At 59.7% G+C, this 24090-nt stretch carries 28 protein-coding genes; 11 read left to right on the top strand and 17 right to left on the bottom strand.

Features of this window, described 5'->3' with window-relative positions:
* Positions 1–8: 8 nt before the first annotated feature.
* Positions 9–269, bottom strand: a complete 261-nt coding sequence (locus IBX59_RS01965; protein ID WP_296371839.1) for an I78 family peptidase inhibitor — start codon at positions 267–269, stop codon at positions 9–11.
* Between the two features lie 109 nt (positions 270–378).
* On the opposite strand from IBX59_RS01965, the gene IBX59_RS01970 reads away from it, so the two are divergent.
* Positions 379–1491, top strand: coding sequence for an S-(hydroxymethyl)glutathione dehydrogenase/class III alcohol dehydrogenase (locus tag IBX59_RS01970; protein WP_296371841.1), 1113 nt, complete (start codon positions 379–381; stop codon positions 1489–1491).
* 66 nt (positions 1492–1557) lie between these two features.
* Positions 1558–2301 carry an NYN domain-containing protein gene (locus tag IBX59_RS01975; RefSeq protein ID WP_296371843.1) on the top strand — a complete coding sequence of 248 codons (744 nt, stop codon included), beginning with the start codon at positions 1558–1560 and terminating at the stop codon, positions 2299–2301.
* Here the strand turns inward: IBX59_RS01975 and IBX59_RS01980 are convergent.
* The gene (locus tag IBX59_RS01980; protein WP_296371845.1) at positions 2298–2921 is read right to left on the bottom strand and encodes a TetR/AcrR family transcriptional regulator; all 624 of its coding nucleotides are present in this window, start codon (positions 2919–2921) and stop codon (positions 2298–2300) included. The two genes, IBX59_RS01975 and IBX59_RS01980, sit on opposite strands and share 4 nt — an antisense overlap.
* 148 nt (positions 2922–3069) lie before the next feature.
* Here IBX59_RS01980 and mbfA point away from each other — a divergent pair, with 148 nt between their 5' ends.
* A complete protein-coding gene (gene mbfA, locus IBX59_RS01985; protein ID WP_296371846.1) occupies positions 3070–4047 on the top strand; it encodes an iron exporter MbfA in 978 nt (325 codons plus the stop codon).
* Here the strand turns inward: mbfA and IBX59_RS01990 are convergent.
* The 5 genes from IBX59_RS01990 to IBX59_RS02010 form a co-directional block, all read right to left on the bottom strand.
* Positions 4044–4622, bottom strand: coding sequence for a GNAT family N-acetyltransferase (locus tag IBX59_RS01990; protein WP_296371848.1), 579 nt, complete (start codon positions 4620–4622; stop codon positions 4044–4046). The genes mbfA and IBX59_RS01990 overlap by 4 nt on opposite strands.
* Positions 4619–6694 (bottom strand): gephyrin-like molybdotransferase Glp, encoded by a 2076-nt coding sequence (gene glp / locus IBX59_RS01995; RefSeq protein WP_296371901.1) that lies wholly within the window; start codon positions 6692–6694, stop codon positions 4619–4621. The genes IBX59_RS01990 and glp overlap by 4 nt, the downstream gene beginning before the upstream one ends.
* 17 nt (positions 6695–6711) lie before the next feature.
* Positions 6712–7203, bottom strand: coding sequence for a molybdopterin-guanine dinucleotide biosynthesis protein B (mobB, locus tag IBX59_RS02000; RefSeq protein ID WP_296371850.1), 492 nt, complete (start codon positions 7201–7203; stop codon positions 6712–6714).
* Entirely contained in the window at positions 7200–7787 is a 588-nt protein-coding gene (mobA, locus tag IBX59_RS02005; protein WP_296371853.1) for a molybdenum cofactor guanylyltransferase MobA, read from the bottom strand. Before mobA ends, mobB begins: the two co-directional genes overlap by 4 nt.
* Before the next feature lie 70 nt (positions 7788–7857).
* Positions 7858–8739 carry a formate dehydrogenase accessory sulfurtransferase FdhD gene (locus IBX59_RS02010; protein WP_296371855.1) on the bottom strand — a complete coding sequence of 294 codons (882 nt, stop codon included), beginning with the start codon at positions 8737–8739 and terminating at the stop codon, positions 7858–7860.
* A gap of 63 nt (positions 8740–8802) precedes the next feature.
* Between IBX59_RS02010 and IBX59_RS02015 the strand changes: the two genes are divergently transcribed.
* Together IBX59_RS02015 and IBX59_RS02020 are read left to right on the top strand one after the other, a co-directional pair.
* Positions 8803–9525: an AzlC family ABC transporter permease gene (locus IBX59_RS02015; protein ID WP_296371856.1), complete on the top strand. Its 723-nt coding sequence runs from the start codon at positions 8803–8805 to the stop codon at positions 9523–9525.
* Positions 9522–9857, top strand: coding sequence for an AzlD domain-containing protein (locus IBX59_RS02020; protein ID WP_296371857.1), 336 nt, complete (start codon positions 9522–9524; stop codon positions 9855–9857). Before IBX59_RS02015 ends, IBX59_RS02020 begins: the two co-directional genes overlap by 4 nt.
* On the opposite strand, the gene IBX59_RS02025 is transcribed toward IBX59_RS02020, so the two are convergent.
* From IBX59_RS02025 to IBX59_RS02035, 3 genes are all read right to left on the bottom strand, one after another.
* Positions 9841–10455 carry a hypothetical protein gene (locus IBX59_RS02025; protein WP_296371859.1) on the bottom strand — a complete coding sequence of 205 codons (615 nt, stop codon included), beginning with the start codon at positions 10453–10455 and terminating at the stop codon, positions 9841–9843. The two genes, IBX59_RS02020 and IBX59_RS02025, sit on opposite strands and share 17 nt — an antisense overlap.
* 8 nt (positions 10456–10463) lie before the next feature.
* Entirely contained in the window at positions 10464–10598 is a 135-nt protein-coding gene (locus IBX59_RS02030) for an aa3-type cytochrome c oxidase subunit IV (protein WP_296371861.1), read from the bottom strand.
* Positions 10599–10725: 127 nt separating this feature from the next.
* Entirely contained in the window at positions 10726–11187 is a 462-nt protein-coding gene (locus IBX59_RS02035) for an Lrp/AsnC family transcriptional regulator (RefSeq protein WP_296371863.1), read from the bottom strand.
* Positions 11188–11291: 104 nt separating this feature from the next.
* Between IBX59_RS02035 and IBX59_RS02040 the strand changes: the two genes are divergently transcribed.
* Positions 11292–11525, top strand: a complete 234-nt coding sequence (locus tag IBX59_RS02040) for a DUF6356 family protein (protein WP_296371865.1) — start codon at positions 11292–11294, stop codon at positions 11523–11525.
* On the opposite strand, the gene IBX59_RS02045 is transcribed toward IBX59_RS02040, so the two are convergent.
* Positions 11522–12565: an MBL fold metallo-hydrolase gene (locus tag IBX59_RS02045; protein WP_296371869.1), complete on the bottom strand. Its 1044-nt coding sequence runs from the start codon at positions 12563–12565 to the stop codon at positions 11522–11524. The genes IBX59_RS02040 and IBX59_RS02045 overlap by 4 nt on opposite strands.
* The gene (locus IBX59_RS02050) at positions 12565–14268 is read right to left on the bottom strand and encodes an acyl-CoA dehydrogenase (protein WP_296371871.1); all 1704 of its coding nucleotides are present in this window, start codon (positions 14266–14268) and stop codon (positions 12565–12567) included. Before IBX59_RS02050 ends, IBX59_RS02045 begins: the two co-directional genes overlap by 1 nt.
* Before the next feature lie 109 nt (positions 14269–14377).
* Here IBX59_RS02050 and IBX59_RS02055 point away from each other — a divergent pair, with 109 nt between their 5' ends.
* A complete protein-coding gene (locus tag IBX59_RS02055; protein WP_296371873.1) occupies positions 14378–15325 on the top strand; it encodes an L-threonylcarbamoyladenylate synthase in 948 nt (315 codons plus the stop codon).
* Here IBX59_RS02055 and IBX59_RS02060 read toward each other — a convergent pair.
* From IBX59_RS02060 to ubiA, 4 genes are read right to left on the bottom strand one after another with little or no spacing between them, the layout of a single operon-like run.
* Positions 15322–16083, bottom strand: coding sequence for an NAD(P)H-dependent oxidoreductase (locus IBX59_RS02060; RefSeq protein ID WP_296371876.1), 762 nt, complete (start codon positions 16081–16083; stop codon positions 15322–15324). The genes IBX59_RS02055 and IBX59_RS02060 overlap by 4 nt on opposite strands.
* A 58-nt stretch (positions 16084–16141) precedes the next feature.
* A complete protein-coding gene (locus IBX59_RS02065; protein WP_296371878.1) occupies positions 16142–16468 on the bottom strand; it encodes a hypothetical protein in 327 nt (108 codons plus the stop codon).
* Positions 16469–16478: 10 nt separating this feature from the next.
* Positions 16479–18374 (bottom strand): OmpA family protein, encoded by a 1896-nt coding sequence (locus IBX59_RS02070; RefSeq protein WP_367119350.1) that lies wholly within the window; start codon positions 18372–18374, stop codon positions 16479–16481.
* A gap of 56 nt (positions 18375–18430) precedes the next feature.
* The gene (ubiA, locus tag IBX59_RS02075) at positions 18431–19396 is read right to left on the bottom strand and encodes a 4-hydroxybenzoate octaprenyltransferase (protein ID WP_296371880.1); all 966 of its coding nucleotides are present in this window, start codon (positions 19394–19396) and stop codon (positions 18431–18433) included.
* Positions 19397–19408: 12 nt separating this feature from the next.
* Here ubiA and IBX59_RS02080 point away from each other — a divergent pair, with 12 nt between their 5' ends.
* The 4 genes from IBX59_RS02080 to IBX59_RS02095 are packed head-to-tail and all read left to right on the top strand — an operon-like array spanning position 19409 to position 22905.
* The gene (locus tag IBX59_RS02080) at positions 19409–20131 is read left to right on the top strand and encodes a 16S rRNA (uracil(1498)-N(3))-methyltransferase (RefSeq protein WP_296371881.1); all 723 of its coding nucleotides are present in this window, start codon (positions 19409–19411) and stop codon (positions 20129–20131) included.
* On the top strand, positions 20128–20967 hold the full coding sequence (locus IBX59_RS02085) for a GNAT family N-acetyltransferase (protein ID WP_296371883.1): 840 nt from the start codon (positions 20128–20130) through the stop codon (positions 20965–20967). The genes IBX59_RS02080 and IBX59_RS02085 overlap by 4 nt, the downstream gene beginning before the upstream one ends.
* Positions 20960–21478, top strand: a complete 519-nt coding sequence (locus tag IBX59_RS02090) for a hypothetical protein (protein ID WP_296371884.1) — start codon at positions 20960–20962, stop codon at positions 21476–21478. The genes IBX59_RS02085 and IBX59_RS02090 overlap by 8 nt, the downstream gene beginning before the upstream one ends.
* 56 nt (positions 21479–21534) lie before the next feature.
* Entirely contained in the window at positions 21535–22905 is a 1371-nt protein-coding gene (locus tag IBX59_RS02095) for a glutamate--cysteine ligase (protein WP_296371886.1), read from the top strand.
* Positions 22906–23038: 133 nt separating this feature from the next.
* On the opposite strand, the gene IBX59_RS02100 is transcribed toward IBX59_RS02095, so the two are convergent.
* Positions 23039–23758: a hypothetical protein gene (locus IBX59_RS02100; RefSeq protein ID WP_296371888.1), complete on the bottom strand. Its 720-nt coding sequence runs from the start codon at positions 23756–23758 to the stop codon at positions 23039–23041.
* Between the last annotated feature and the right edge of the window lie 332 nt (positions 23759–24090).

The following is a 24090-nucleotide window of genomic DNA, read 5'->3' on the forward strand; positions in this document are numbered from 1 at the left end:
AGCCAAAATCAACCACAATTGATGACCGTGATGGTTTCATCGGGTGCAACGACGAAATTGATCCGGTCAGGTCTGTAATCTTGTGTCACCATGTCGCCGGGTCGGATGATCCGCACCATGCCAAGGATCAACACTTTTTCCAGCGCGGTCGCGTCTTGGCCGATCAAACCCGCATGGGCCGCAGCTCCGCAGGTATCGGGCCTTTTTTCTGGTAACGGTTGCGCCGCAGCGCAGGCCGCACAAACAGCAAGGGGCATCAGCTTCTTCATGCCCGCCAGCTTGAACCTAGCACCGTCGTTTTTGCAAGTCTGCTGTGACTGAGCGGTTGAATTCCCCCCCCCAATGCCTGATCTTCTTCTAAACGACAGGAGAAGACACATGCGGACTCGTGCAGCAGTGGCAATGGCGGCAGGCCAGCCGCTTGAAGTGATGGAAGTGAACCTTGAAGGCCCGAAAGCGGGCGAGGTTCTGGTTGAAATCAAGGCGACAGGGATATGCCATACCGATGAATTCACCCGGTCCGGTGCCGACCCCGAAGGGTTGTTTCCCGCGATCCTTGGCCACGAAGGGGCCGGTGTGGTGGTTGATATTGGCCCCGGTGTGACCAGCCTGAAACCGGGTGATCATGTGATCCCGCTTTACACGCCCGAATGCCGCGAATGCGAATATTGCCTGAACCCGAAAACGAACCTGTGTCAGGCGATCCGCACGACGCAGGGCGCTGGCGTCATGCCTGACGGGACCAGCCGTTTTTCCATGCTAGATGGCACGCCGATCCTGCATTACATGGGCTGTTCGACGTTTGCCAACCACACGGTGCTGCCGGAAATTGCGCTGGCCAAGGTGCGGTCTGACGCACCCTTCGACAAGATCTGCTATATCGGTTGCGGCGTGACGACGGGCATCGGGGCCGTGATCAACACCGCCAAGGTGGAAATTGGCAGCCGGGCGATTGTTTTTGGTCTGGGCGGCATCGGCCTGAATGTCATTCAAGGCTTGCGTCTGGCGGGGGCTGATCAGATCATCGGTGTTGATCTGAACCCCGGCAAGGTGGAAATGGCGACACGGTTCGGCATGACCGATTTTGTGAACACCAAGGATGTTGACGGCGATCTGGTCGCGCATCTGGTCGCGCTGACCGGCGGCGGGGCCGATTATACGTTCGACGCCACCGGCAATGTGGGCGTGATGCGCACCGCGCTGGAATCCGCGCACAAGGGCTGGGGCGAAAGCATTATCATCGGTGTGGCCCCTGCGGGTGCCGAAATTTCAACGCGGCCTTTCCAGCTTGTCACCGGGCGCAGCTGGCGCGGCACGGCGTTTGGCGGCGCGCGTGGCCGGACCGATGTGCCCAGGATCGTCGATTGGTATATGCAGGGCAAGATCGAGATCGACCCGATGATCACCCACAAGTTGAGCCTTGATGACATCAACAAGGGCTTTGATCTGATGCACGCAGGCAAGTCGATCCGCGCTGTCGTGGAATTCTGATCAGGACACCAACACAGCAAAAGCCCGGGCTGACCCCGGGCTTTTGCCATTTTGAAAGGATACCGCATGGCGCGGGAACAAAAGCTTTTGGCGGTCTTGATTGACGCCGATAACATCCCTGCGAAATACGCAGCCCCCATCCTGCGCGAGATCACAACCTATGGCGAACCCGCGTTGCGCCGGGTTTATGGCGACTGGTCCAGCCCTGCGCTGGCCAACTGGAAAAAGGAAGTGATGGAACTGGGCATGGTCGCCAGTCAGGAAACCGCCAACACCAAGGGCAAAAACGCCAGCGATATCGGGCTAGTGATCGACGCGATGGATATTCTGCACACCGGGCGGTTTGACGGTTTTGTTCTTGTCAGCTCTGACAGCGATTTCACCGCGCTGGCGAACCGTTTGCGCGAAGACGGGGTGGATGTGATCGGCATCGGTGAAAGCAAGGCGCCGGTCAGCCTGCGCAATGTCTGCAACCGGTTCATCCTGATCGAAAATATTGTGGGGCAGGACAAGGAACCTGCGCCAGCGAAAGTCGAAACAGGCGCAAAGCCTGCTGTTGCAAATGGAACAACGGAACGGCAGCCGCCTTCAAAGGTGATACCGCTTGTGATAGAAGCGATGGAAAGCATCGACCGCGAAGGTGAATGGTTTTCACTGGGCCAGTTGGGGCAATACATCACCCGTGCGAACCCGGATTTTGATTCACGCACCTACGGCAGCGCAAAGTTAAGCGATTTGCTGGAAAAGACAGGACGTTTTGAAATGCGCAAAGGTCAGGGTAACCATCTGGAAGTGCGCCGGCTGGATTAGGTGCGCACCCCGTAGCGGGCCATGAACATATCGACGGCGCCGTTCACCACCCGCGTCTTTTCGGCATCGGTGAATGTATCGGCCATGTTGAACACCAGGCGGGGAAACAGGTCTGCCTTGCACAGTTCGTTAAACTGATCGGCGGCCAGCTCACGGTCGTCGATCTGCAATTCGCCCCGCGCGATGGCCTGATCGAAATATGCCACCAGCCGGTCACGCACCAAAAGCGGGCCACTTTCATAGAATTCCCGCCCCAGTTCGGAAAAACGGTCACTTTCGCCGACGCAGATGCGGAAAATCCGCTTGCCGAAATCCGATGTGATGAAATCGACCATCTGGCATGCGATATCATGCAGCACCTTTTGCACAGGCGCGGTTGTATCAATCGTTTCAAGCGCAGTGTCAGCTTGGCGGCAGCATTCTGTCTTGGCGACCTGCATGAACAGGAAACGCTTGTCGGGAAAATAGCTGTAAAGCGTTGCCTTGGATACACCCGCCGCGCGGGCGATGTCGTCAACCGAAGCACCTTCAAAACCATCAGACAAAAACACTTGTCGGGCGCCTTCCAGCACCTGATCAAATTTCCGCCCTTTCTTGGCTACGACAGCGCCGTCAGGCATAGGCCCCTCCCTGTTGTGGACCCAACATAAACTGGTCTGTTCAGTCCAGGCAAGCCGATAGCGCGCCACGCGGTCTGGTCCATCTTTCGCTCTTGCTCTTGCCTCGAAAGCGATTAATTTAGAACTATTCTAATAAAATGAGATCGAGATGATTCCAGGATTTGCCAGCCGCCGCCGGTTCAAAGAGCTGTCAGAGCAAGAAATTATTGCGCTGGCGATTTCATCAGAGGAAGACGATGCACGCATCTATCGGTCTTATGCAGAAATGCTGCGGGATGCTTACCCGGCGTCAGCAGCTGTCTTTGATGGTATGGCCAAGGAAGAAGACGAACACCGCCATCGGCTGATCGACCTGCATAGCCATCGCTTTGGCGATGTGATTCCGTTGATCCGGCGTGAACATGTGTCCGGCTTTTATGCCCGCCGCCCGGTCTGGTTGGTTGAAAACCTTGGGCTTGACCGGATCCGCGAAGAAGCGGCACAAATGGAACGGGACGCGCAACGATTTTATGAAACAGCAGCGGCCAATACGACAGATGCCGCGACGCGCAAGCTTTTGGGTGATTTGGCCGCCGCCGAAGCGGGCCATGCCAACAAGGCAAACGAACTTGCTGATGCGCATCTGGCTGACGACGTCAGATCAGAAGAAGAAGCCGCCGCACACCGCCAGTTTATCCTGACTTGGGTGCAACCCGGCCTGGCGGGTCTGATGGATGGCTCGGTCTCCACCCTCGCGCCGATCTTCGCGGTGGCCTTCGCCACACAAAATACCTGGACAACCTTTCTTGTCGGGCTTGCTGCGTCTGTCGGCGCGGGCATTTCCATGGGCTTTACCGAAGCGGCATCGGATGATGGCCAGATCTCGGGCCGGGGCTCGCCTCTGAAACGCGGGATCGCGGCGGGCGTGATGACGACCGTGGGCGGGCTGGGCCACGCGTTGCCCTATCTGATTACGGATTTCTGGACCGCGACAAGCATCGCGCTGGTGGTGGTGTTCGTCGAGCTTTGGGCGATCGTCTGGATACAGAACCGGTTTATGCAGACACCGTTTCTGCGGGCGACATTCCAAGTGGTTCTGGGCGGCGCGCTGGTCTTTGCGGCTGGTGCGCTGATTGGTTCGGGTTAAACGTCGCGCAGCATCGTCGTGGCACGGCGAAATCCAAAGACAAAGCGCAACAGGCCGATGGAATGGGTGTCCGCATCGCGAAACCCTTCTTGGAGATAAAGCGATCTGGCGCGCTGGTTCGTGTCAACCACGTCAAGCCGGACCTGCCGGTAGCCGCGCCTGCGCGCTTCTGTTGCGATGGCGTTTAGCAGCGCAGTGCCAACGCCATTGCCACGTGCATCTTGTGCAACAAAAATCCCGTCCATCAGGAACCGTTCGTTTTCGGTGTCGCGTTCCAGCAGCGCCAGCAGCGCGATACGGATGGATGCGCCGACCCAGCCGTAAACGCGGCGCAGGTCATGGAATCCGCCATTTACCAGCGCGCCATGCATCGTTTTGAACCCCGCCACCCCCAACAGGCGCCCGTGATCGTCATGGGCGCAAATACCGTGATCAGGCCGCATCACATTTGCGATGAAAACCAGGGCGCGGTCTTGCGGGCCCAACACGAACCCCAGCTTTTCACCGAAAGCTTCCCAATAGAGGGCCGCGGCTTCAGCGCGGTCGGCCTCAGGGATTCCAGTCGTGATCTTCAATGCGCAAAACTGCCAAAGGGGATGAAACGCACCAGGTCGCCGGCGGTGATTTCTTGTGCTGCGTCGTCCAGTTCAACCAATCCGGTCGCCCAGCTTAGCCCCGACACCCGGCCAGAGCCTTCTGATGCAAACAGGTGGACGCGCCCATCGACAATGCGCGCGCGCAGGTATTCGCGGCGGCCCGCCTTTTTGAATTTGGTAAAGTCGGCGGGCAGTAGATAGCCTTCGGGTGACGGCCAGCCACCGCCCGCCATCACCTGCAACGCGGGCCGGGCAAAGATCATTGCGCAGACCATGGCCGCAACAGGATTGCCGGGCAGGCCAAAAACGGGTGTGCCCCGCCAAAGCCCCAGCGCCAAAGGCCGCCCCGGTTTCATGGCGATTCGCCATAATGCCAGTGACCCGGTGCCCGACAGCAGGGCGGACATGTGGTCTTCGTCACCTGCCGATGCGCCGCCGGATGTCAGGATCACATCACAGTGCGGGGCAGAATCGTCAAGAATTTGGCGCAACGTTGGCCTGTCGTCAGGTGCGCGACCAAGGTCCACAACGTCATAGCCCCAACCCGCCGCAACTGCGCAGAGCATCGGACGGTTTGCGTCAAAAATTTGCCCAACCGTTGCCGGCTCTCCAGCATCGCGCAGTTCATCGCCTGTCGACAAAACCCCGACCCGCAATCGTTTTTGCACTGTCACGACACCCACACCCGCCGCAGTAATGGTGGCAAGATCGGCGGGGGTCAGCTTGCGCCCCGCGGGCAGGATCATTTCGCCCGCGGTCATATCTTCGCCAGCGCGCCGCGCGTTTGCGCCCTGTTTCAAAGGCCCGTGAAAGGCCACGCTGGTATCGGTTGTGGTCACGTCCTCTTGCAGGACGACAGTATCAACACCGTCGGGCAGGTTTGCCCCTGTCAGAATGCGGATCGCATGACCAGGCGGGACTGTGCCGCCGTAGGGCTGACCTGCCGCCGCCCGTCCGGCCACCAGCGGCAGCCTGTTCACGCCGACAGGTGCAGGCCCGGCAAAGCCGTAGCCATCGACAGCGGCGTTTGGGGCAGGGGGGTGTGATCTGCGCGCTGTCACCTCCTGTGCCAGAATGCGGCCAGCGGACAGTGCAATGGGCATGTCTTCCTGGCCGGTGACGGGTCCAAGCTGTGTTCTGAGATGATCCAAGGCCGTGTCAACCGGCGTCCAATGCGCCCCTTGTGGCATGGCAAAGCAATCGTTGCGAAGGGGCGGTGGCGGCACATCACGGGTTGCTGCGGCCCGCAGCACTGATTCCGCGCCCGCGCCCAGCACCCAACCTTCGGGTGTGGCGTCAATTGCCATCAGTTGCGCCATGTCAGCGGGTGCCAACCCCGAAAAGGCCCGTGCATAAAGCATGACCTGGGCGGCATCCTTGATCGGGTGCAGCTTGGGTGTATTCAGGTCGGGCAAAAGCGAAAAATAGGTTTCGGCCAGCACAATCTGCGCATCAGGTGGCTGGAATGGCCAGACAGCCAGATCGCCATCAAACCTGCGGCGCAGGCGAGCCAGTGTTGGAAACCCCATAATCACCTGCCCGCCAACAGCCCCCGCCCCGGCCAGTTGCCAAGGTGAAAAGCTGCCTTTGACCGCAAGGTCCGCAGTGCGCTTTTCCGGCAGGCCGTGGCCGGTGCGGTCTGTGCCTTTGCGCGGCAGATGCGGGATGTCGCGTTGTAAAGCGTTGAACCAGAATGGCCCCGTGCCAGGCAGGCGGGCGTTGATCTGTCCGGCCAGATCAAAGCGGTTGTTGGCGACGGGGCTATCAGTGACGCGGGCGGCGAACCAATCCCATAGGGCCAGCGGATCCTCGGACCCGACCAGTTGGGTGGCAAACCCTTTGGGGTAGGCAAAGCACAGATCAAATCCTACCAGCACGCGGTGGCCCGCAGCGCGCAGACCGGTCAGGGTTTGGATGATCCAGGCCTCGGCCACTTGCCGGTTGCGTAAATAGACAGGGTCAGATGTTGTGCCGGCTGCCCCGATGCAGGCCCAGATCGCATCTTTTGTTGGTCTTGCGCCACGGTCATTGCCGCCGGACCAATCCACCATGACAACGCGGTCAAAGATCAAAGGCCTACCTCGGACAAGATAAAGTCGGCAATCGCAACGGTGTCGTTCAGGTCAAAGGTCGGGCGGTCCAGGTCCAGCGCAGTATCACTGGCGACCGCGCGGATTGTGGGATCATCGCGGGCGATCAGGGGGTTCCCGGTTTGCGCGCGGAAGGCTTCGATCTTGGGGTGGCTGTCGCGCTTGTAGCCTTCGACCAGCACCAGATCGACCGGGTCGAGCCGCGCCAGCAAGTCCGCCAGCGGCGGCTCGGGCTGGTCGCGCAATTCGCTCATCAGGGCCCAGCGTGTTCCGGATGCCAGCAAAACCTGATGGGCGCCTGCAACGCGGTGGCGGTGACTGTCTTTGCCGGGCTGGTCAACGTCAAATGTGTGATGCGCGTGTTTGAGAGTGGAAACAGTGATACCGCGCTGCGTGATGTCTGTGACCAACCGTTCCACCAGCCCCGTTTTGCCTGCGTTTTTATAGCCCGTCACGCCGAAAAGTTTCATAGCATGGCCTTTGCTTTGGCCAGATCTTCTGGCGTATTCACGTTGAAAAATGCGGCATCGTCTGGAAAATGCGCCGTTGCACAGCCGTGTTTATCTGTCCAGACGATCACCTTGCGCAAGCCGCCTTGCAGCGCGACGCGTAGATCGTCACGCAGTGCGACAGGCCACAGGCCGAAGGTTGGGTGGCGCCCCCCCGGTGTGGCCGCAAGGGCGATCTTCGCGCCTGTCGTTTCAGCGGCGAGTTGCAGTTGCGGGACCAGATCGCAGGGAAAAAACGGCGTGTCGGCGGCTGCGCTCACGATATGGGTCGCCCCTTGGGCTGCGGCCCAGTCCAGCCCGGCCAGCACACCCGAAAGCGGCCCGGCGTAATCGGCAATGCTGTCTGAGACGACAGGCAGACCCAGGGTCGCAAACCGATCAGGGTTGCCGTTGGCGTTCAGCGCCAGTCCCGCGACCTGTGGTTCCAGCCGCATGATCACATGCGACAGGATCGTGCCGCCTCTCAGGGGCAGCATTCCCTTGTCGCCGCCGCCCATCCGGGTCGCGCGTCCTCCGGCAAGGATGACGCCAAGTGGTGCCTTCATGGTGACACCTGCGCGGAATGATGATGAGGGAGCCTCCGGCGGGAGTTTTTTTGCCAAGATGAAGGATGGATCATGCGCCCCCCTTTCGGCCCACCTTGCGCGGTTCGTCCGCGACTTGTGTCGGATCAGCGTCGCGGATCAGGCGGCTTTCGCCTGCAAGGCAGACAAAGCGTTGCCCTTTCATCCGGCCGATCAATGTCAGGCCGATCTGATTGGCGATTTCGACCCCCCAAGCGGTAAAACCGGACCGTGATGCCAGGACGGGCAGACCCATCATCGCCGTTTTGATCACCATTTCCGAGGTGAGCCGCCCGGTTGTATAGAGGATCTTGTCATCGGGGCTGACCCCTTCGGACAGCATCCAGCCCGCAATTTTATCGACGGCGTTGTGGCGGCCCACATCCTCCATGTAGACCAATGGGTGGTCTCCTTGGCACAGGATCGTGCCGTGGATTGCGCCGGCCTCAAGATACAGAGACGGGGTGCGATTGATTTTGGCAGCGAGCGCGTAGAGGTCTGAAGTTTTCACTTGTGTGGGTGGGAGGGCGATGCCTTCGAGCCCATCCATCATGTCACCAAATACGGTGCCTACTGCGCAGCCGCTGGTGCGGGTTTTCTTTTTCAGCTTGTCTTCGTAGGTCGTCTGCCCGTTGGTCCGCACGACGACGACATCAAGCTCTTCATCGTAATCAACGCCTTTGATTACCTCGTCCTTGCGCAACATCCCCTGATTGCGCAGAAATCCAAGGGCCAGATATTCCGGATAATCGCCGATGGTCATCGCGGTCACGATTTCTTGCGCATTGAGGTAGATCGTCAGGGGGCGTTCTTCGACCACGCGCAGGTGGATCGGCTGGCCGTTCTGGTCTGTGCCGGTGACCGCCCGAGTCAGTCGGGGCGCCGATGGGTCCGGCGCGATCAGGTAGTCTGATATATCGTCAATGCGTGCCAATTGTCTTTCCTGTCCCACATGCCTAAGCCTGCCTATATAACGCACCAAAGTTAGGGCAAAGCCATGACGACTTCTACAGCCAAATCCACAGACCGCGCAGCCTATTTGGCCGGGGTTCAGGACGGTATGCCCTTTGTCCTGATGGCGGCCCCTTTTGCAACCGTTTTCGGTGTGGTCGCGACGGATGCCGGGCTGACGCTGGCGCAGGCTTTAGGCTTTTCGGTGCTGGTCATTGCGGGTGCGTCGCAATTTGCCGCGGTGCAGTTGATGGTCGAAAATGCCAGCATTGCCTTTGTCTTGCTGGCGGCGTTGGCGGTAAACTTGAGGATGGCGATGTATTCTGCATCTTTGGTGCCTTATCTGGGCCAAGCGCCGATGTGGAAACGGGTCTTTGTGGCGTATTTGACGTTTGATCAGACATTTATCGGGTCTGTTGCCCGGTATGAAACAAGGCCAGAAATGACGATCGCACAACGTGTGATGTATTTTCTGGGGCTGGCAACGCCGATCACGCCGGTTTGGATCATCATGACGCTTGTGGGCATTCTGGCCGGCACCGCGATCCCTGAAACCTGGGCGTTGGATTTTGCGATTCCCATCATGTTTCTGGCAATGGTCGCCCCGATCATGAAATCTCTGGCGCATGTGGCGGCGGCTTTGGTGTCGATTGGTGTGGCGTTGGCACTTGTCGACCTGCCTTCCGGCACAGGGTTGCTGATCGCTGCGGTGGCGGCGATGGTCACTGGCGCTATGGTGGAAACGGTGATGGAACGGCGGGCAAGATGAATTACAGCACGACTGAAATCTGGGGGATCATCCTGCTTTTGGGGGCTGGCACCTTTTTGATCCGGTTTTCGTTTCTTGGCCTGATCGGGAACCGTCAATTGCCGCCTGTTGTTTTGCGGCTTTTGCGGTTCACGCCGGTGGCGGTTTTACCGGGGATGGTCGCGCCGTTGGTTTTGTGGCCCGTCGCAACTGGCGGGGATCCTGACCCAGTTCGCCTGACCGCAGCGGCGGTGACGGTCATCGTCGCGTTCTGGACGCGCAATGCGCTATGGGGGATGGGGGCCGGTGCGGCAGCACTTTATACCGGGCTGGGCGTCACGGCGTTGTTCTAAGTGCGGCGTTGATCTGGGCTGCGGCGATGGATTTGTCGTCGTCATCGTCTTCACGATATTCACGGGTGACGACACCGGGTAGGGTTGCAAAATCTTTCATCAGTTTGTCAGGGAAAATGGTTTGCCGCAGCCCGCCGAAGCCAGGTAATTGCCGCAGCAATCGCGATGTTGCGCGGGTGCAGCCGGCCTTGGGCACAGCCCCGTTCGCCAGCGCCAGAATCAGCGCACGTTCTGCAATTTCAGGTTCAACCTCGATCCGTTGGCCGACCACGTAATATGTCGATCTGGCGTGGTAACTGATATAAAATTGTTCAAATTGCGGGGTGATCCCGAACAGCACGTCATTGCGTTCTGGAATGCGCGATTGCTTGAATGACCCAGCGGGGTCAAAGATAACCCGGTGGCTGGCATCAACCAAAAGAGACGTATGGGCCCCGTTATCAGAGCCCACATTCAACATGGTATAAAGCGTCAGATGTTTGGGCCCGTCACCGCGATATATTGCGCGGGCGACCACATCATCTGGCGCCCAGATTTCCTCGACTGTGCAGGCTGAGAGAGCCAGCGGCAGGCCAATCAGAAAATGACGTCGGTCCAAAACAGCGATCAGCCGTTGACCAATGCGAGAAAGATCAGCACCACGATCACCGCTATCACGGCTTTTGCGACCAAGCTGACAAATGTGTTGAATGTCTTTTCCTGCGCGGAGATGTCCATTTCGCCGTGTTTATGGTCAGCCATTTTGAAGTCCTCGTAAGCTATTTTTTTGTCACATAGACGATTCACGCGAGGCTGTCACGCTGTCACATCTGATAATCACACCGCAGTGTGACATGGTGCGCCGGTGATGGTGCGATGCGCGGCCTGATCACAAAGGCACGGCGGTTGTTTCCTTGATTTCTTCCATCACAAAACTGGCCGAGATATCCGAAACCGAAACACGCGCGATCAGCCGTTTGTAAAAAGCATCATAGGCGGGCACATCCGCGACGCGCACACGCAGCACGTAGTCCAGATCGCCGGTCATCCGATAGGCGCCGACAACCTCTGGCATGGTGCGCAATGTTGTCTGGAATTGTGCCATCCATGCTGCATCATGCGCGTTGGTGCGGATCAGGACCATCGCGGTCAGCGGCGCGCCGACCTTGGCGGCATCCACAAGGGCGATGCGGCCAGTGATGATTCTCGCCTGTTCCAGCGCCTTGATCCGGCGCCAGCAAGCATTGCGCGACAGATGCACCCGCGCGCTGATATCATCGACAGATTGTGTGGCGTCTTGTTGCAAAAGCCGCAAGATGCTGCGGTCAATATCGTCTAATTTATGATCCATTATTGGGATTGTATCCCAATAAATTCGGTTATCGCAATGATATTTGGGATCATACGAAAGCGGATTTTACATAATCTGACGCAAAGTCAGATAGAAGGTGCCCAATGCCACAAACAACCCACACATCGCGCCGCGCGCTTGCCGCGCTGTTTCTGGATCATCCTGCCACGGTCAACGAAACCTATCTGGAACACATGCGCTTTGCGCTGGGGTTTGCGTTCTGGTTGGTGGCGGCGGCTTTTGCAGCCTTGGTTCACGCGATCATTCCGGCGCTGTGCGAAACGACGGCCAGCCGCATTCTGGGGCGCTTACACACAAGGATCACAGCGCGCCACTAAGCGCGCCGCGCCCGGTAAAGCCACGCGCCATCATCGCGCAGGCTGCGCGATATCTTACCTGCCTGATGCAGGTGGTTCAGATGTGCCACGGTTTCGACCAGCGCCAGACCATAGGTGGACCTGTCGATCGTGCGCTTGAACAACGGGGCAAAACATGCGCCCGCCACACGTGGTTCGGCCAGATGATCCAGCAGACGGGTCAGCGCGCCATGATGATTGCCGATCATCTGGTCCAGCCGCAGCGGCAGGCCGGTGAACGGCAATTTGTGCCCACCCAGCACAAGTTGATCATCGCGCGCATAGGGGGCCAGCCTTTCACAGGATGCCAGCCAGTCGGCGACCGGGTCGGCCTCTGGTTCTGTCGGATAAACACCCAGATTGGCGCTGATCGAGGGCAGCAACTGGTCACCGCCAATCACCAGATTGTCGTCCTTGCTCCAGAATGTCGCATGTTCGGGGGCGTGGCCGTCGCCCATGCGGATATCCCAAGTGCGCCCGCCCATGCGGATGCTGCCGCCGTCCACCAGCCGCCGATACCCCTGCGGCAATGGCACGACGCAATCGGCAAAGTTGAACGGGCGTTCTGCCTGTCGCAGCGCCAGTTCATCCGTAGCCATGCCGGCACGGCGGTAGAAATCAATCGTTTCGGGCGGTGGCGTCGGCTGTTCATCCAGCGTCAGCATCCGCGCCATCAACCAGCCGGTGCGTGGCATGTGCAGTGTTGCCCCATTGGCAATGAACCACCCCGCTAGCCCCACGTGATCGGGGTGGTGGTGCGTCACGATCAGCCGCGCAACGGGTTTGCCCGCCAATGGCCCGTCCAGCAGTGCGGCCCAGATCGCCCGGCTGCGTTTGGACGCAAAGCCGGTGTCGATCACCGTCCAGCTGTCGCCTTCGTCCAGTGCGTAGACGTTCACATGATCCAGCGCCATCGGCAGTGGTAGACGCATCCACAGCACGCCATCGGCTACCTCTATGGCTTGGCCTTCGGCAGGTGGGTCTGCAAACGGATAACCTATCCTGGTGGCGCCATCGGCCATCAGGCGGCCAGATCGTCGTTGCTAATGGCCAGCAGGTCGTCAGCCCCTTCGCGCACATGCACCAAAAGCCCGGCGTGTTCGGGCAACAACCGCTTGATGTAAAAGGTCGCCAGCCGTGCGCGTGCCGCATCGCCCGCCATGGCGGAGGACAGATGCACATGCCCGCCCAGCACCCGCGCAAAGGCGCGCAGGTAAGGCACCGCACCGGCAAACCGCTGGTTCAGGTCGCTTTGCCCGACCAGCCATTCGGTTGTTTCTCGCAGGGTTTCGGCCGCTTGCCATACTGCCTCGGCCAGTGCGGGATGCGCGGCGCGCGCAGCTTCGGCGCCCTGTTCGATTTCTTCCAGCAGGCGGAACGCGGCCTCGCCGCTGTCCATCATTTTGCGCGCTACCAGATCCATCGCCTGAATGCCGTTGGTGCCTTCGTAAATGGCGGTGACGCGGACGTCGCGGGCATATTGGGCGGCACCCGTTTCTTCGATAAAGCCCATCCCGCCATGCACCTGCACGCCGGTGTTGGCGACGTCGATGCCCACGTCAGTGCCAAAGGCCTTGGTGATCGGGGTAAGGAAGGCGGCACGCGCTTTCCAGCCTGCATCACCTGTGGCACTGGTCATATCAATCGCCACGGCGTTCATCAGCGCGATGGCGCGGGCGGCGTAAATATCGGCCTTCATCGTGGTCAGCATCCGGCGCACATCGGCATGTTCGATGATCGCGCCGGTGCCGGGAGCCTTGCCCTGTTTGCGGTCCTGCGCGTAGGCCAGCGCGTGTTGATACGCACCTTCTGCAACGCCGATGCCCTGCACACCGACGCCAAGGCGGGCGTTGTTCATCATGGTGAACATTGCCGCCATGCCGCCATGTTCGGGGCCAATCAACCAGCCGGTTGCACCAGAATATTCCATCACGGCAGTGGGGGAACCATGCAGGCCCATTTTATGTTCAAGGCTGACGACGCGCAGGTCGTTCCGTTTGCCGGGGGTGCCGTCGGCATCGGGGATAAGCTTGGGCACCATGAACAGGCTGATCCCCTTGGTCCCCGGCACCCCGTCAGGCAAACGCGCCAGCACAAGGTGGCAGACGTTTTCGGTGAAATCATTGTCGGCCCAGCTGATATAGATTTTCTGGCCCGTGATCGCATAGGTGCCGTCACCGTTGGGTTCGGCCTTGGTGCGCAGTGCGCCCACGTCCGACCCCGCTTGTGGTTCGGTCAGGTTCATCGTGCCGCACCATTCACCCGAAATCAGTTTTGGCAGGTAAAGCGCCTTGATCGCGTCCGATGCGTGGTGTTCCAGCGCCTCGATCTGGCCTTGCGACATCAGCGGGTTCAGTTGCAGCGCAAGGCATGCCCCAGACATCATTTCATTCACCAAGGTTGTCAGCGTCATGGGCAGGCCCAAACCGCCGTTTTCAGGGCTGGCCGACATGCCGATCCAACCGCCCGTCGCGATCGCCTTATACCCATCTGCAAAACCGGGCGACGTGCGCACAACCCCGTTGTCCAGATGTGCCGGGTGCAGGTCGCCTGCGCGTTGCATGGGCGCAAGAACTTCTTCGCACATTTTCGCGGCTTCACTGAGGATCGCAGCGGTCATATCGGGCGTTGCTTCGGCAAAGCGGGGGGTTGCTGTCACATCGGCAAAGCCAGTGACATGATCCATCAGGAATTGATAATCGCTGACAGGGGCACGATAAGGCATTGGGTTTTCTCCGCTTTCATGCCGGCCTTGGCAAAAGGCAGGCAGACATCTATGCATTCAAGTCTTAACCTATCGCAGACCCTTTGGTCATCAACAGAAACGCCACGTCATGACTGATGCGCCTTTGCTGATCCTGCCGCCCGATGCTGACGGGTTGGCGCGTGCTGCCGTGTTTCTGGATCAGGGCGGGCTGGTCGCGTTTCCGACGGAAACAGTCTATGGGCTGGGGGCCGATGCACGCAATGATCGCGCCGTTGCAGGGATTTATGCCGCCAAGGGGCGGCCCAGTTTCAACCCGCTGATTGTGCATGTGCCAGACAGGATGTCGGCGGAAAATTACTGTGTGTTCAATAATGATGCAGCACGGTTGGCCGCCGTGTTCTGGCCCGGCGCGCTGACGCTGGTGCTGCCCTTGCTGCCAGACGCGGGGATTTCGCGGCTGGTGACAGCGGGGCTGGATACGCTGGCGGTGCGGGTGCCTGATCATCCTGTAGCCCAAGGGGTGCTGCGTGCCTTTGGCAGGCCAGTTGCCGCACCTTCGGCCAATCCGTCAGGCCGCATCAGCCCGACGACAGCCGCGCATGTGCAGGCGGGACTTGGCAACAGGATCAACGCTTTGGTTGATGGCGGGCCGTGCGGCGTTGGGGTGGAATCCACCATTGTGTCTTGTGTGGGTCGCCCCGCGCTTCTGCGCGCCGGCGGCATCCCGACCGAGGCGTTAGAGGCATGCCTGGGCGCGCCGCTGGCCTTGCCTGATGATCCTGAAACCCCGCAAGCGCCGGGGCAGTTGGCATCGCATTATGCGCCGCAAGGCACCGTGCGGCTGAACGCCGATCACGCTGAAACGGGCGAGGTTTTGCTGGGCTTTGGCCCGGTTGCGGCTGATCTGAACCTGTCGCCAACCGGTGATCTGACCGAGGCGGCGGCAAAGCTGTTCGATTGCCTGCATCAGCTTGACGCGATGGGGGCTGCCCACATCGCGGTGTCGCCGATCCCCGACCATGGGCTTGGCCGCGCGATCAACGACCGCTTGCGCCGGGCTGCGGCACCGCGTTAGCGGTTGTGCCGGATAAAGGCGGAATGACTGGGCCGGTCCGACCTTAACCGGCCTTCTTCAACAAAATCATCATCGGCGTTGAAAGGGATCAGCGGCAGGGTGTCGAACCTTGCGATCACGTCGTGCTGCGCGGCCAGCACGCCCGTCAGCCGGTTGCGCAGGGCCGTTTCCCTGTCGCCCCGATGATACCCGTGCACGCCATGCGCGCAGCGCGGTTGCACCACGTCGAACCCCAGATAGCGCAGCGTATAGGCAAGTGGCCAAAGCAGCATCGTCACGTCGCTCTCTTTGCCGTTATGTGCGCTTTCGCTGGCTTTTGATCCGGTCGTGACGCAAAACAGCACCTTTTTACCGCGCATCTGCCCCTTGTCGAACCTTTGGTCCACACTGTGCAGCGCACCATGGGCCAGCGCGCGTTCGCACCAACCTTTCAGCATCGCAGGTGGCGCAAACCACCACAGCGGAAAATGAAAGATGACCCGGTCGGCTTGCCTGATCTTGGCAATTTCGGCCTGCACATCATCGGGCAAAGCCGCATCTGCGGCTGCTCTTTCCTGCGCCTTCAGCGGGTCAAAGGGCAGATCTGACGGCCAGTCGTAGTGCGTGGAACGCTCGGCGGGGTCGAACCCCTGCGCGTAAAGGTCTGACCATAAAACCTGATCGCCCGCCGCAGCACAGGCCGCAGCGGTCGCCTCAGCCCACGCACCATTAAAAGACCGTTTGTCAGGATGCGCCAGAACGATCAGCGTGGTTGCCATGCGTCCACCTCTTTTTGATTGCTCCGGCTTGCGGGGGGCGCCGGGTGATTCTTGTGCTTTAGCCGACTTTGTGGCGCGCGACCTTGTTGCGCAGCTCTTCGACCTCGTGCCTTGCTTCGCGCAGGCCATCCATCGCGGCGCGCAATTCTGCCTCGGTTTGGGACAGTTGACTGGTCATTTCTGATTCGCGCTGTTGCAGGTATGTAATGGCTTGGTCGCGGGTTTCTTCTGCTTCGTGCAGGTCTTGGGCCATTTGTTCTAGCGCGCCAATCTCGGCCTTTGTCACGCGGGTAAAGCGGTTGACCAGCCAACTGGCAAACCAACCCAATGCAAAGGCTACAAACAGGATGATCGCGGTTGCGATGATGAATTCGGTTCTGTTCAACGGTTCGCCCTCATTGTGCGCTTTGTTCTTCTTTTTCCAACCGGTTTTCCAATGCGATCTGGTCAAGCGCGTTTAATTCTTCCGCGGTCGATTCCGGTGCGATCAGGCTGAATTCAATTCTTCGGTTCGCTTCGCGGCCTTCTTCGGTTGCGTTGTCGGCAATCGGGTTTTCCTGGCCATAGCCGATCGCTTCGAACGTGCTGACGGGCACGCGACGGGCGCGCAAGGCGCTCAGGATCGCATCGGCCCTGTCTTGTGACAGTTGCAGGTTCATGACCTCGCGGCCCTGGCTGTCGGTATAGCCTGCGACCCTGATGCGCAGATCGCCACACACCTTTAGAATTTCGGCAATGTCATCGACGATCGGTTGGGTGTCGGCTGTCAGTTGTGCTGATCCGGGGTCAAAGGTGATCTTGCGATCCGCGGTTACGGCATTGATCCGGGTGATGCATTCTTCCGGTGTCGGCAGCCCTGCGATCGGGTCAAGGTGTTCGACATAGGTGACATCGATGTCGAACGCAGCGGTCTGGCCCAGTTTCTCGATCAGCAGGCGTGAAATTTCAGCACTTGCTTCGGTGTTGCCAGAGTTGCCGCGCACCTGAATACGGTCCGGCTCCACGACGACCGCACCGTTTGACAGCCTTGACAGCGCCTCGATTCCGGCAAGCACCCTGACGGACCAGCCCTGTGGCAATCCGTTCGCCACCCTTGTGCGCATCGTGATTCTGCTTTGCCCGAACTTTGCGATGGCATAGTTTTGGGCGACCATGTTGGACATGTCATCCGGGATACGCCCGCGCAATTGCACAAGGCCCTCGGGGCTGCGGGTGGCTGTAAATTGCGGCGGGCCATCAGGGGTAGCTTCGGGGGCCTGCGGCAACTCTGCGGCCAGCGCAAACGCAGCAGGCAAGGCGTTGTCAAGCCCGCCGACAATATCGTCAAATGTAGTCTTGTCTGTGCCCATAGGGGCAACCAGCGTGATGTCGGTGTCGGAAATGGTGACGGTGCCGCCCCCCAAGCCGTTTACCGCGTCAATCGCGGCTGCCACTGCCTCGCCCCAAGTGCGGCTGGGTGCGCCCAAGGCCAGGGTACAGTTGGCCTTGCCCGTAAAACCCGCCGCACTGGCCGCAACAAGGATCGCGTCGCGGGCCTCTTCGGTATCGGCGGTGCAGGCATCAAATTTCGCGCCTGAACCATCAAGAATGAACCGGGTTGTAAACGGGGAAATCACCGGGCGGGGTGCATTGATACTGATGGCCACCCGCACCGCTTGGGGCATTGTGCGTGCCAGCGCGGCCTCAAGCTTGCGCTTTTCCTGCGGGCTGTCGGCGATGGCGTTGATGCTGACGCGGTCTGCGGCAACGGAAATTTTCGCCCTTGGCAAAATTTCCAGCGCCCTCAGCGCATAGCGCAGGGACTCGCGCCATGTGTCCGGCGTGGGATAGTCGCCGGTTTCCAGCAAGTCGGTCACAGTTTGCCCGCCCGCTATTTTGGTGATCTGCGCCGCAAGCTGATCACGGTCTGTTGTTGCGGGGATTAGCCCGATCAGCGAAACGCCACTGTCATTGCGCAGAATTTCGATGGCAAATTCCGGTGGAGTGAAGGCCGCCGAATCGATCACGCTCATATTGTCGATGACCCGGCTGGCATCGACCATGCCCCCCGCCGCCGAGATCGCGCGAAACCGCTGTGCCTCGGTTGGGGCTTGCCCTTCAAGGATGATCTGAAGCCCGTCACCCAGCACTGTTGCCCATGTATAGCCCTGATCTGCAAGCGTTTCCCGCACGGCTAGCACGGAACGATCCTCGACCACGGCCACTGTTGTCTGGGCCGCTGCATAGGCGCCAACGCCCGCAACCCCGAAGGCTGCAATGCGCAGAAAAATGGCTGAAAGCCGCATCTTCATTCGTATCTTCCCGATGTCCCGGCTTTACCCTTAGGGCGCAGCGGCGCAGGGTTCAATCACACCAAAAGTGCGACGGCGAAAAACGGCAAGGGAATCAGCCCGGCGTTTCGGTTTGACCTGAAAAGCCGCAACAGGCTGTCGTTGTCGTCGGCATCGAAACGCGTCAATTGCCATGTCATGTGCCAGCCCATTGCCCAAGGCCCGGCAATGGCGATCACCAGTGACAGCACGGAACGGTTGATACAGGCCAGAACCACCGCAGCCCCGAACAGGATCACCGTGATGGTCAGGAACAGGCGCAGCCATTTGCGCGAAGCATCGCCAAACAGCCGTGCGGTGGATTTCACACCGATCAGGGCGTCATCTTCGGTGTCCTGATGGGCATAGATGGTGTCGTAAAACAGGGTCCAGCCGATCCCCGCCAGATAAAGCACAACGGGCACCGGCCCGATGCTGCCGGTATGTGCCGCCCAGGCCAGCAGTGCGCCCCAGTTGAACGCCAGACCCAGAAACACCTGCGGCCACCAGGTGAACCGTTTGGCAAATGGATAAATTGCCACCGGGGCCAGTGCGATGATGCCAAGAATGACCGCCGCCGCCGGAAAGGTCAGCAGGATGCCAAAGGACACCAGCGCCTGTGCCACCATCCAGATCAGCGCGCCCCGCACCGTGACCTGCCCTGACGGGATCGGGCGTGACCGCGTGCGCGCCACGGCACCGTCAAAATCGCGGTCGGTGATATCGTTCCAGGTGCAGCCCGCGCCGCGCATCAGAAAGGCACCCACCCCGCAGGCGACGATGATCCACAGATCAAACGGACGCGGGCTGCCTGTTGCCAGTATCGCCAGCGCCAGCCCCCAGAGGCAGGGCAAATACAGCAGCCATGTGCCGATGGGCCTGTCTGCGCGGCTGAGCCGCAGGTAAGGGCGGGAAAATTCGGGTGCCAGCCGGTCAACCCAGTTGCCCTTGACGGCATCGGCAACGGTGCCTGTTGGCTCTGGTGTCTTGGCATTCTGGGTCATATGATCCGCCTTATGGCATCGAAGGTTCGGCTTTATGTAGATCACCCGTTGGGTGAAGCGCAAACGGTTCCCTTGGGCCGCGATCAGGCGCATTACCTGTTCGGGGTGATGCGGCTGGGCGCGGGGGCCGTGCTGTCGCTGATCAACAGCCGCGATGGCGAATGGGATGCACAGGTCGTGCAGGTGGGCAAAAAGGGCGGTGTGCTGATCTGCCGCGCCCAGACAGCGCCGCTGCAATCGCCGCCTGACCTGTGGTTCCTGTTCGCCCCCATCCGCAAGGAACGCACGGTGTTTATTGTGGAAAAGGCGGTGGAAATGGGTGCCGCCCGGATCATGCCGGTGCAGAGCGATTTTACCCAAGCGGCAAACCGCATCCGGCAGGAAAAATTGCAGGCCCACGCGATCGAGGCCGCAGAACAATGCGGCGGCACCTTTGTGCCGCCGGTGGATGATCTGGCAAAACTGTCGCGGGTGCTGGCTGCTTGGCCTGCCGACCGCCAGTTGATGTTCTGTGATGAGGCGCTGATCGGCGATCCCGTCGGTCTGCCCGATCTGCCCGGCCCTTGGGCGATTCTTATCGGGCCCGAGGGCGGTTTTTCCCCCGCCGAACGGGACCGTTTGCGCAGTCTGCCCTTTGCCCATCCGGTCAGCCTTGGCCCCCGCATCTTGCGCGCCGATACTGCCGCGGTAGCGGCGCTGACGGTCTGGCAGCAGGCCCTTGGCGACTGGCGGTGATCCGCGCCCTTCCGGCCGACCTGCCAGCGATCACGGCGTTCCTGCGCAGGCAATTGCCGCTGGCATTCTATCCGCTGACCAACCTGACCTGTCACGGGTTGGGCACTGACCACCCCAAGGCGATGCGGTTCTGGCTGTGGCATGATCAGGGCGAATTGACGGATGTTTTGGGGGTGACGGGGGCAGGGTTTCTGTTCCCTGTGTTTAACACGGATGTGGTCAGGCAGACACCGGCGCTGTTGAATGGAACGCGGGTGACAGGGATCGGCGGCGCGCCTGATACGGTGGCGGAGTTGCGCATCGCACTTTGCCTGCGCGCGCCCCCCGTGCTGGATTTTACCGAACCTGTCTATTGCTTGCCGCTGGGTGATCTGGTGATGCCGCAGACAGATGGTTTGTGCTTGCAGCCGTTGGTTGCGGCCCCGATAGACCTGTTGGTCAACTGGCGCGCGGCCTTCCTGATGGAAACCCAAGGAAATGCGGTCACGGTTGCGCAACAGCGCGCGCGGCATGACCTAAAGGAAATCAGCGAACGCGACACCTATCGTGTGTTGATGGATGGTGCCCAACCAGTCGCGATGACCGGGTTCAACGCGGCCTTTGCTGACGTCGTTCAGGTGGGTGGTGTCTTTGTGCCGCCACATCTGCGCGGATGCGGATTTGGGCGCATCTCTGTGGCCTTGCATCTGGCGCAGGCCCGCGCCGAGGGCGTGTGCAGCGCCTATCTTGCTGCGGCATCGGTTGCTGCCGCCCGAGCCTATGCCGCCATTGGATTCCAGCGCCAAGGCAGTTATGCCGCAGTGGTCTATGAAGAAGGGCAAATGGTGCATGGCTGATTTTCTGCGACCCGAGGCGCGCGCGTTTCTGTGGCGCTGGCGCGATGTCTGGCTGGGGCTGGCGGTGGTGTCTTTCGGGCTGTGGTGGGGGTTGAACAGCGTTGGCGCGGTAGTCTGGCTGGGATGGCTTTTGACGGCAGCAGGCGGAATTTGGGCTGCCGCTGGCGTGCAGCGGGGCCGGTTTCGCCAGAAGGGCGACGGGCCGGGCGTGGTGCAAATCAGGGAACGGCGACTGGCCTATTTCGGCCCTTTGGATGGCGGTGTCATGGATGTGAATGACTTGACCCTGCTGGAACTGGACCCGACGGCCCACCCCGCCCCGGTCTGGGTTTTGACAGGGATCAGTGGCCAGCGCATCGCGATCCCAGTCAATGCAGCCGGGGCCGAGGCGCTTTTTGATATTTTTTCGGCCCTGCCTGATATCAAAACCGGTGCCCTGCTGGATGTGCTTTCACACACACCTGATGCGCGTGTTACGGTGTGGCAACGGGATCGTCCGCTCTTGCATTGAGAGCGCGGCTGGTGCAGGCAGCAATACACGTATGACAACAAGCGGAGCACGGCCCCATGTCTATTCCTCAAACCGGCGGTGGTCCGATCGAGAATTACGCCCAACTGGTCGAAACCCTGTCCAAGGGGTGCAAGCCCAAGGACCAGTGGCGCATCGGCACAGAGCATGAAAAATTCGGCTTTTGTCAGGATACCCTGCTGCCGCTTCCCTATGACGGTGACCGGTCGATCAAGGCGGTGCTGGAAGGGTTGCAAACCCGGTTCCACTGGGATCCGGTCTTTGAAGGCGGCGAAATCATTGGCCTGACCAAGGATGGCGCGAACGTCAGCCTTGAACCGGGCGGCCAGCTGGAGCTGTCGGGCGCGCCGCTGGAAACCATCCACCAGACCTGTGACGAGGTGAACGTGCATCTGGCCGAGGTCAAATCGGTTGCCGATGACATCGGGGTGAAATTCATCGGGCTGGGGGCCGCCCCCGAATGGACGCACGAACAGATGCCCCTGATGCCCAAGGGGCGTTACAAGCTGATGAACGACTACATGCAAAAGGTCGGCACGCTGGGCACCCAGATGATGCGCCGCACCTGCACCGTGCAGGTCAACCTTGATTTCGCGTCGGAACCCGACATGGTGCAGAAACTGCGCGTCGCACTGGCCTTGCAGCCGGTGGCGACCGCCCTATTCGCCAATTCCCCGTTCTTCGAGGGTGCGCCGAACGGCCATAAATCATGGCGCAGCCGCATCTGGCGCGATCTGGACCCTGCGCGCACGGGTATGTTGCCCTTTGTGTTTCAGGACGGTTTCGGGTTTCAGGCATGGGTTGATTGGGTGTTGGATGTGCCGATGTATTTTGTCTATCGCGACGGCAAATATATCGACGCGCTGGGCATGTCGTTCCGCGATTTCCTGCGCGGCGAACTGCCTGCGCTGCCCGGTGAAAAACCGCTGTTGTCCGATTGGGCCGACCACCTGACAACCGTGTTCCCTGAAGCGCGGATCAAGCAATATATCGAAATGCGCGGCGCCGATGGCGGCCCGTGGCGGCGGCTTTGCGCATTGCCGGCGTTCTGGGTCGGACTGATGTATGACCAGACCGCTCTCGATGCCGCGTGGGATCTGTGCAAGGACTGGACAGCCGACCAGCGCGAGGCGCTGCGCGTGGCGGCATCCATCGACGGGTTGCAGGCGCAGGTGGACGAGATCAACATGCACGAACTTGCCCGCCAATGCGTCGCGATATCGCAGGCCGGTCTAAAGGCCCGCGCGATGCCCGGCGCCGGCGGCATGGTCCCGGATGAAACCCATTTCCTGAACGCGTTGAAAGAATCCGTCGAAACCGGCAAGACCCCGGCAGATGAATTGCTGGATCATTACAACGGCGACTGGAACGGCGATATCAAACGAATTTACGCGGAATATAGTTATTAGGGGGCTGATCCGATAGGGTGATTCGGCAGTAAGCCCTAAATGACCGCAACAGCACTCGGTTGTTCTCAACGTGAAGGGGGATTCAGGTTGCTTTGTCGTATATTGACCTGCCGCTGGCAGAACGTCGGCTTCATTATCTACAGTTTCCAGCATTCCCTAGCATACCCGCAAGTTCTGGCGATGCGCTTGCGAGAATAATACCGGCAATGAATAAGATAACGCCCCACCAATCGACATGAATACCGCCGATGACGGCCCTTTCAAGCTGTTCTTCAAACGCTCTATGCCCTGCCTTTCTTTGGGTGACTTCTTCTGTGATCTTGAGCGTCAACTCATCCGATTGCGCTCTGAGATTTCCTCCAAGTTCGCCAACTTCACCGAAGAGGCTTTTTGTTATTTCTTCCAGCTTTTCCACACGATTTTCGAGCGGTGTGTTTGGCCCGGACAAAACAACTATCCTTTTGGTTTCAATCATGGCCTTTTTAGAGATGTGTGCCGAACGGAAGTGGTTTGTAGCGCTGGGTCGTGGAAATCCTTTGAAGTAAATCGCGATTCTTTCTCGAAAAGTAGGTTTTTGGAACAGCCTGCCGGAGTCTCTCAGTCCCTTTGCGACAGTCAGGAAGCCACCTAATTGCAGCAACATCCCTAGCAATCGGATGTCTTTTTCTCGGCAACCCAAAATAAATAAAACTGACCAAACGGCGACCAAAGCAAAAATGCCGAACCAAAGAGGCCAAAGAGCGCGTATACTGAGCCACGAGTACGCGGCGCACTGCTTAAGGTAGACCCAAAGAGGTTTGCGACTCTCGGTCTTAGTCTTTGCGCTGGTCTGTGTTTGAGAGTCATCGGTCATGACGAGAGCCTCGTTCGCGTGAAGCGATACTGCAAGCCGCTCCAACAATTCTCAATTAAATCTGACATGAAAGCGCTATATCAGAGTAGCGTGTAGTTTGAAGCGTCGGACAAGACTGGTTGACGGTGCTTTTGACCTTCGTTCCTCGAGGCACCTGACGCGGGGGCGGTTTATGTTCCGTCGTGACGTCTCGCCCTATTTCGCGCCGATCCGCGTCTCTGTTCCTGCCCGCAGGCGTTTGATGTTTTCAGCGTGGCGCGCATACATCAGCAGGCAAAGGATGATGCCCAGCAGGAACGTCTCTCCGTAGCCGGTAAAGACCATGACCACCG

The organism is Yoonia sp. (assembly GCF_014859355.1).
Lineage (GTDB): Bacteria > Pseudomonadota > Alphaproteobacteria > Rhodobacterales > Rhodobacteraceae > Yoonia.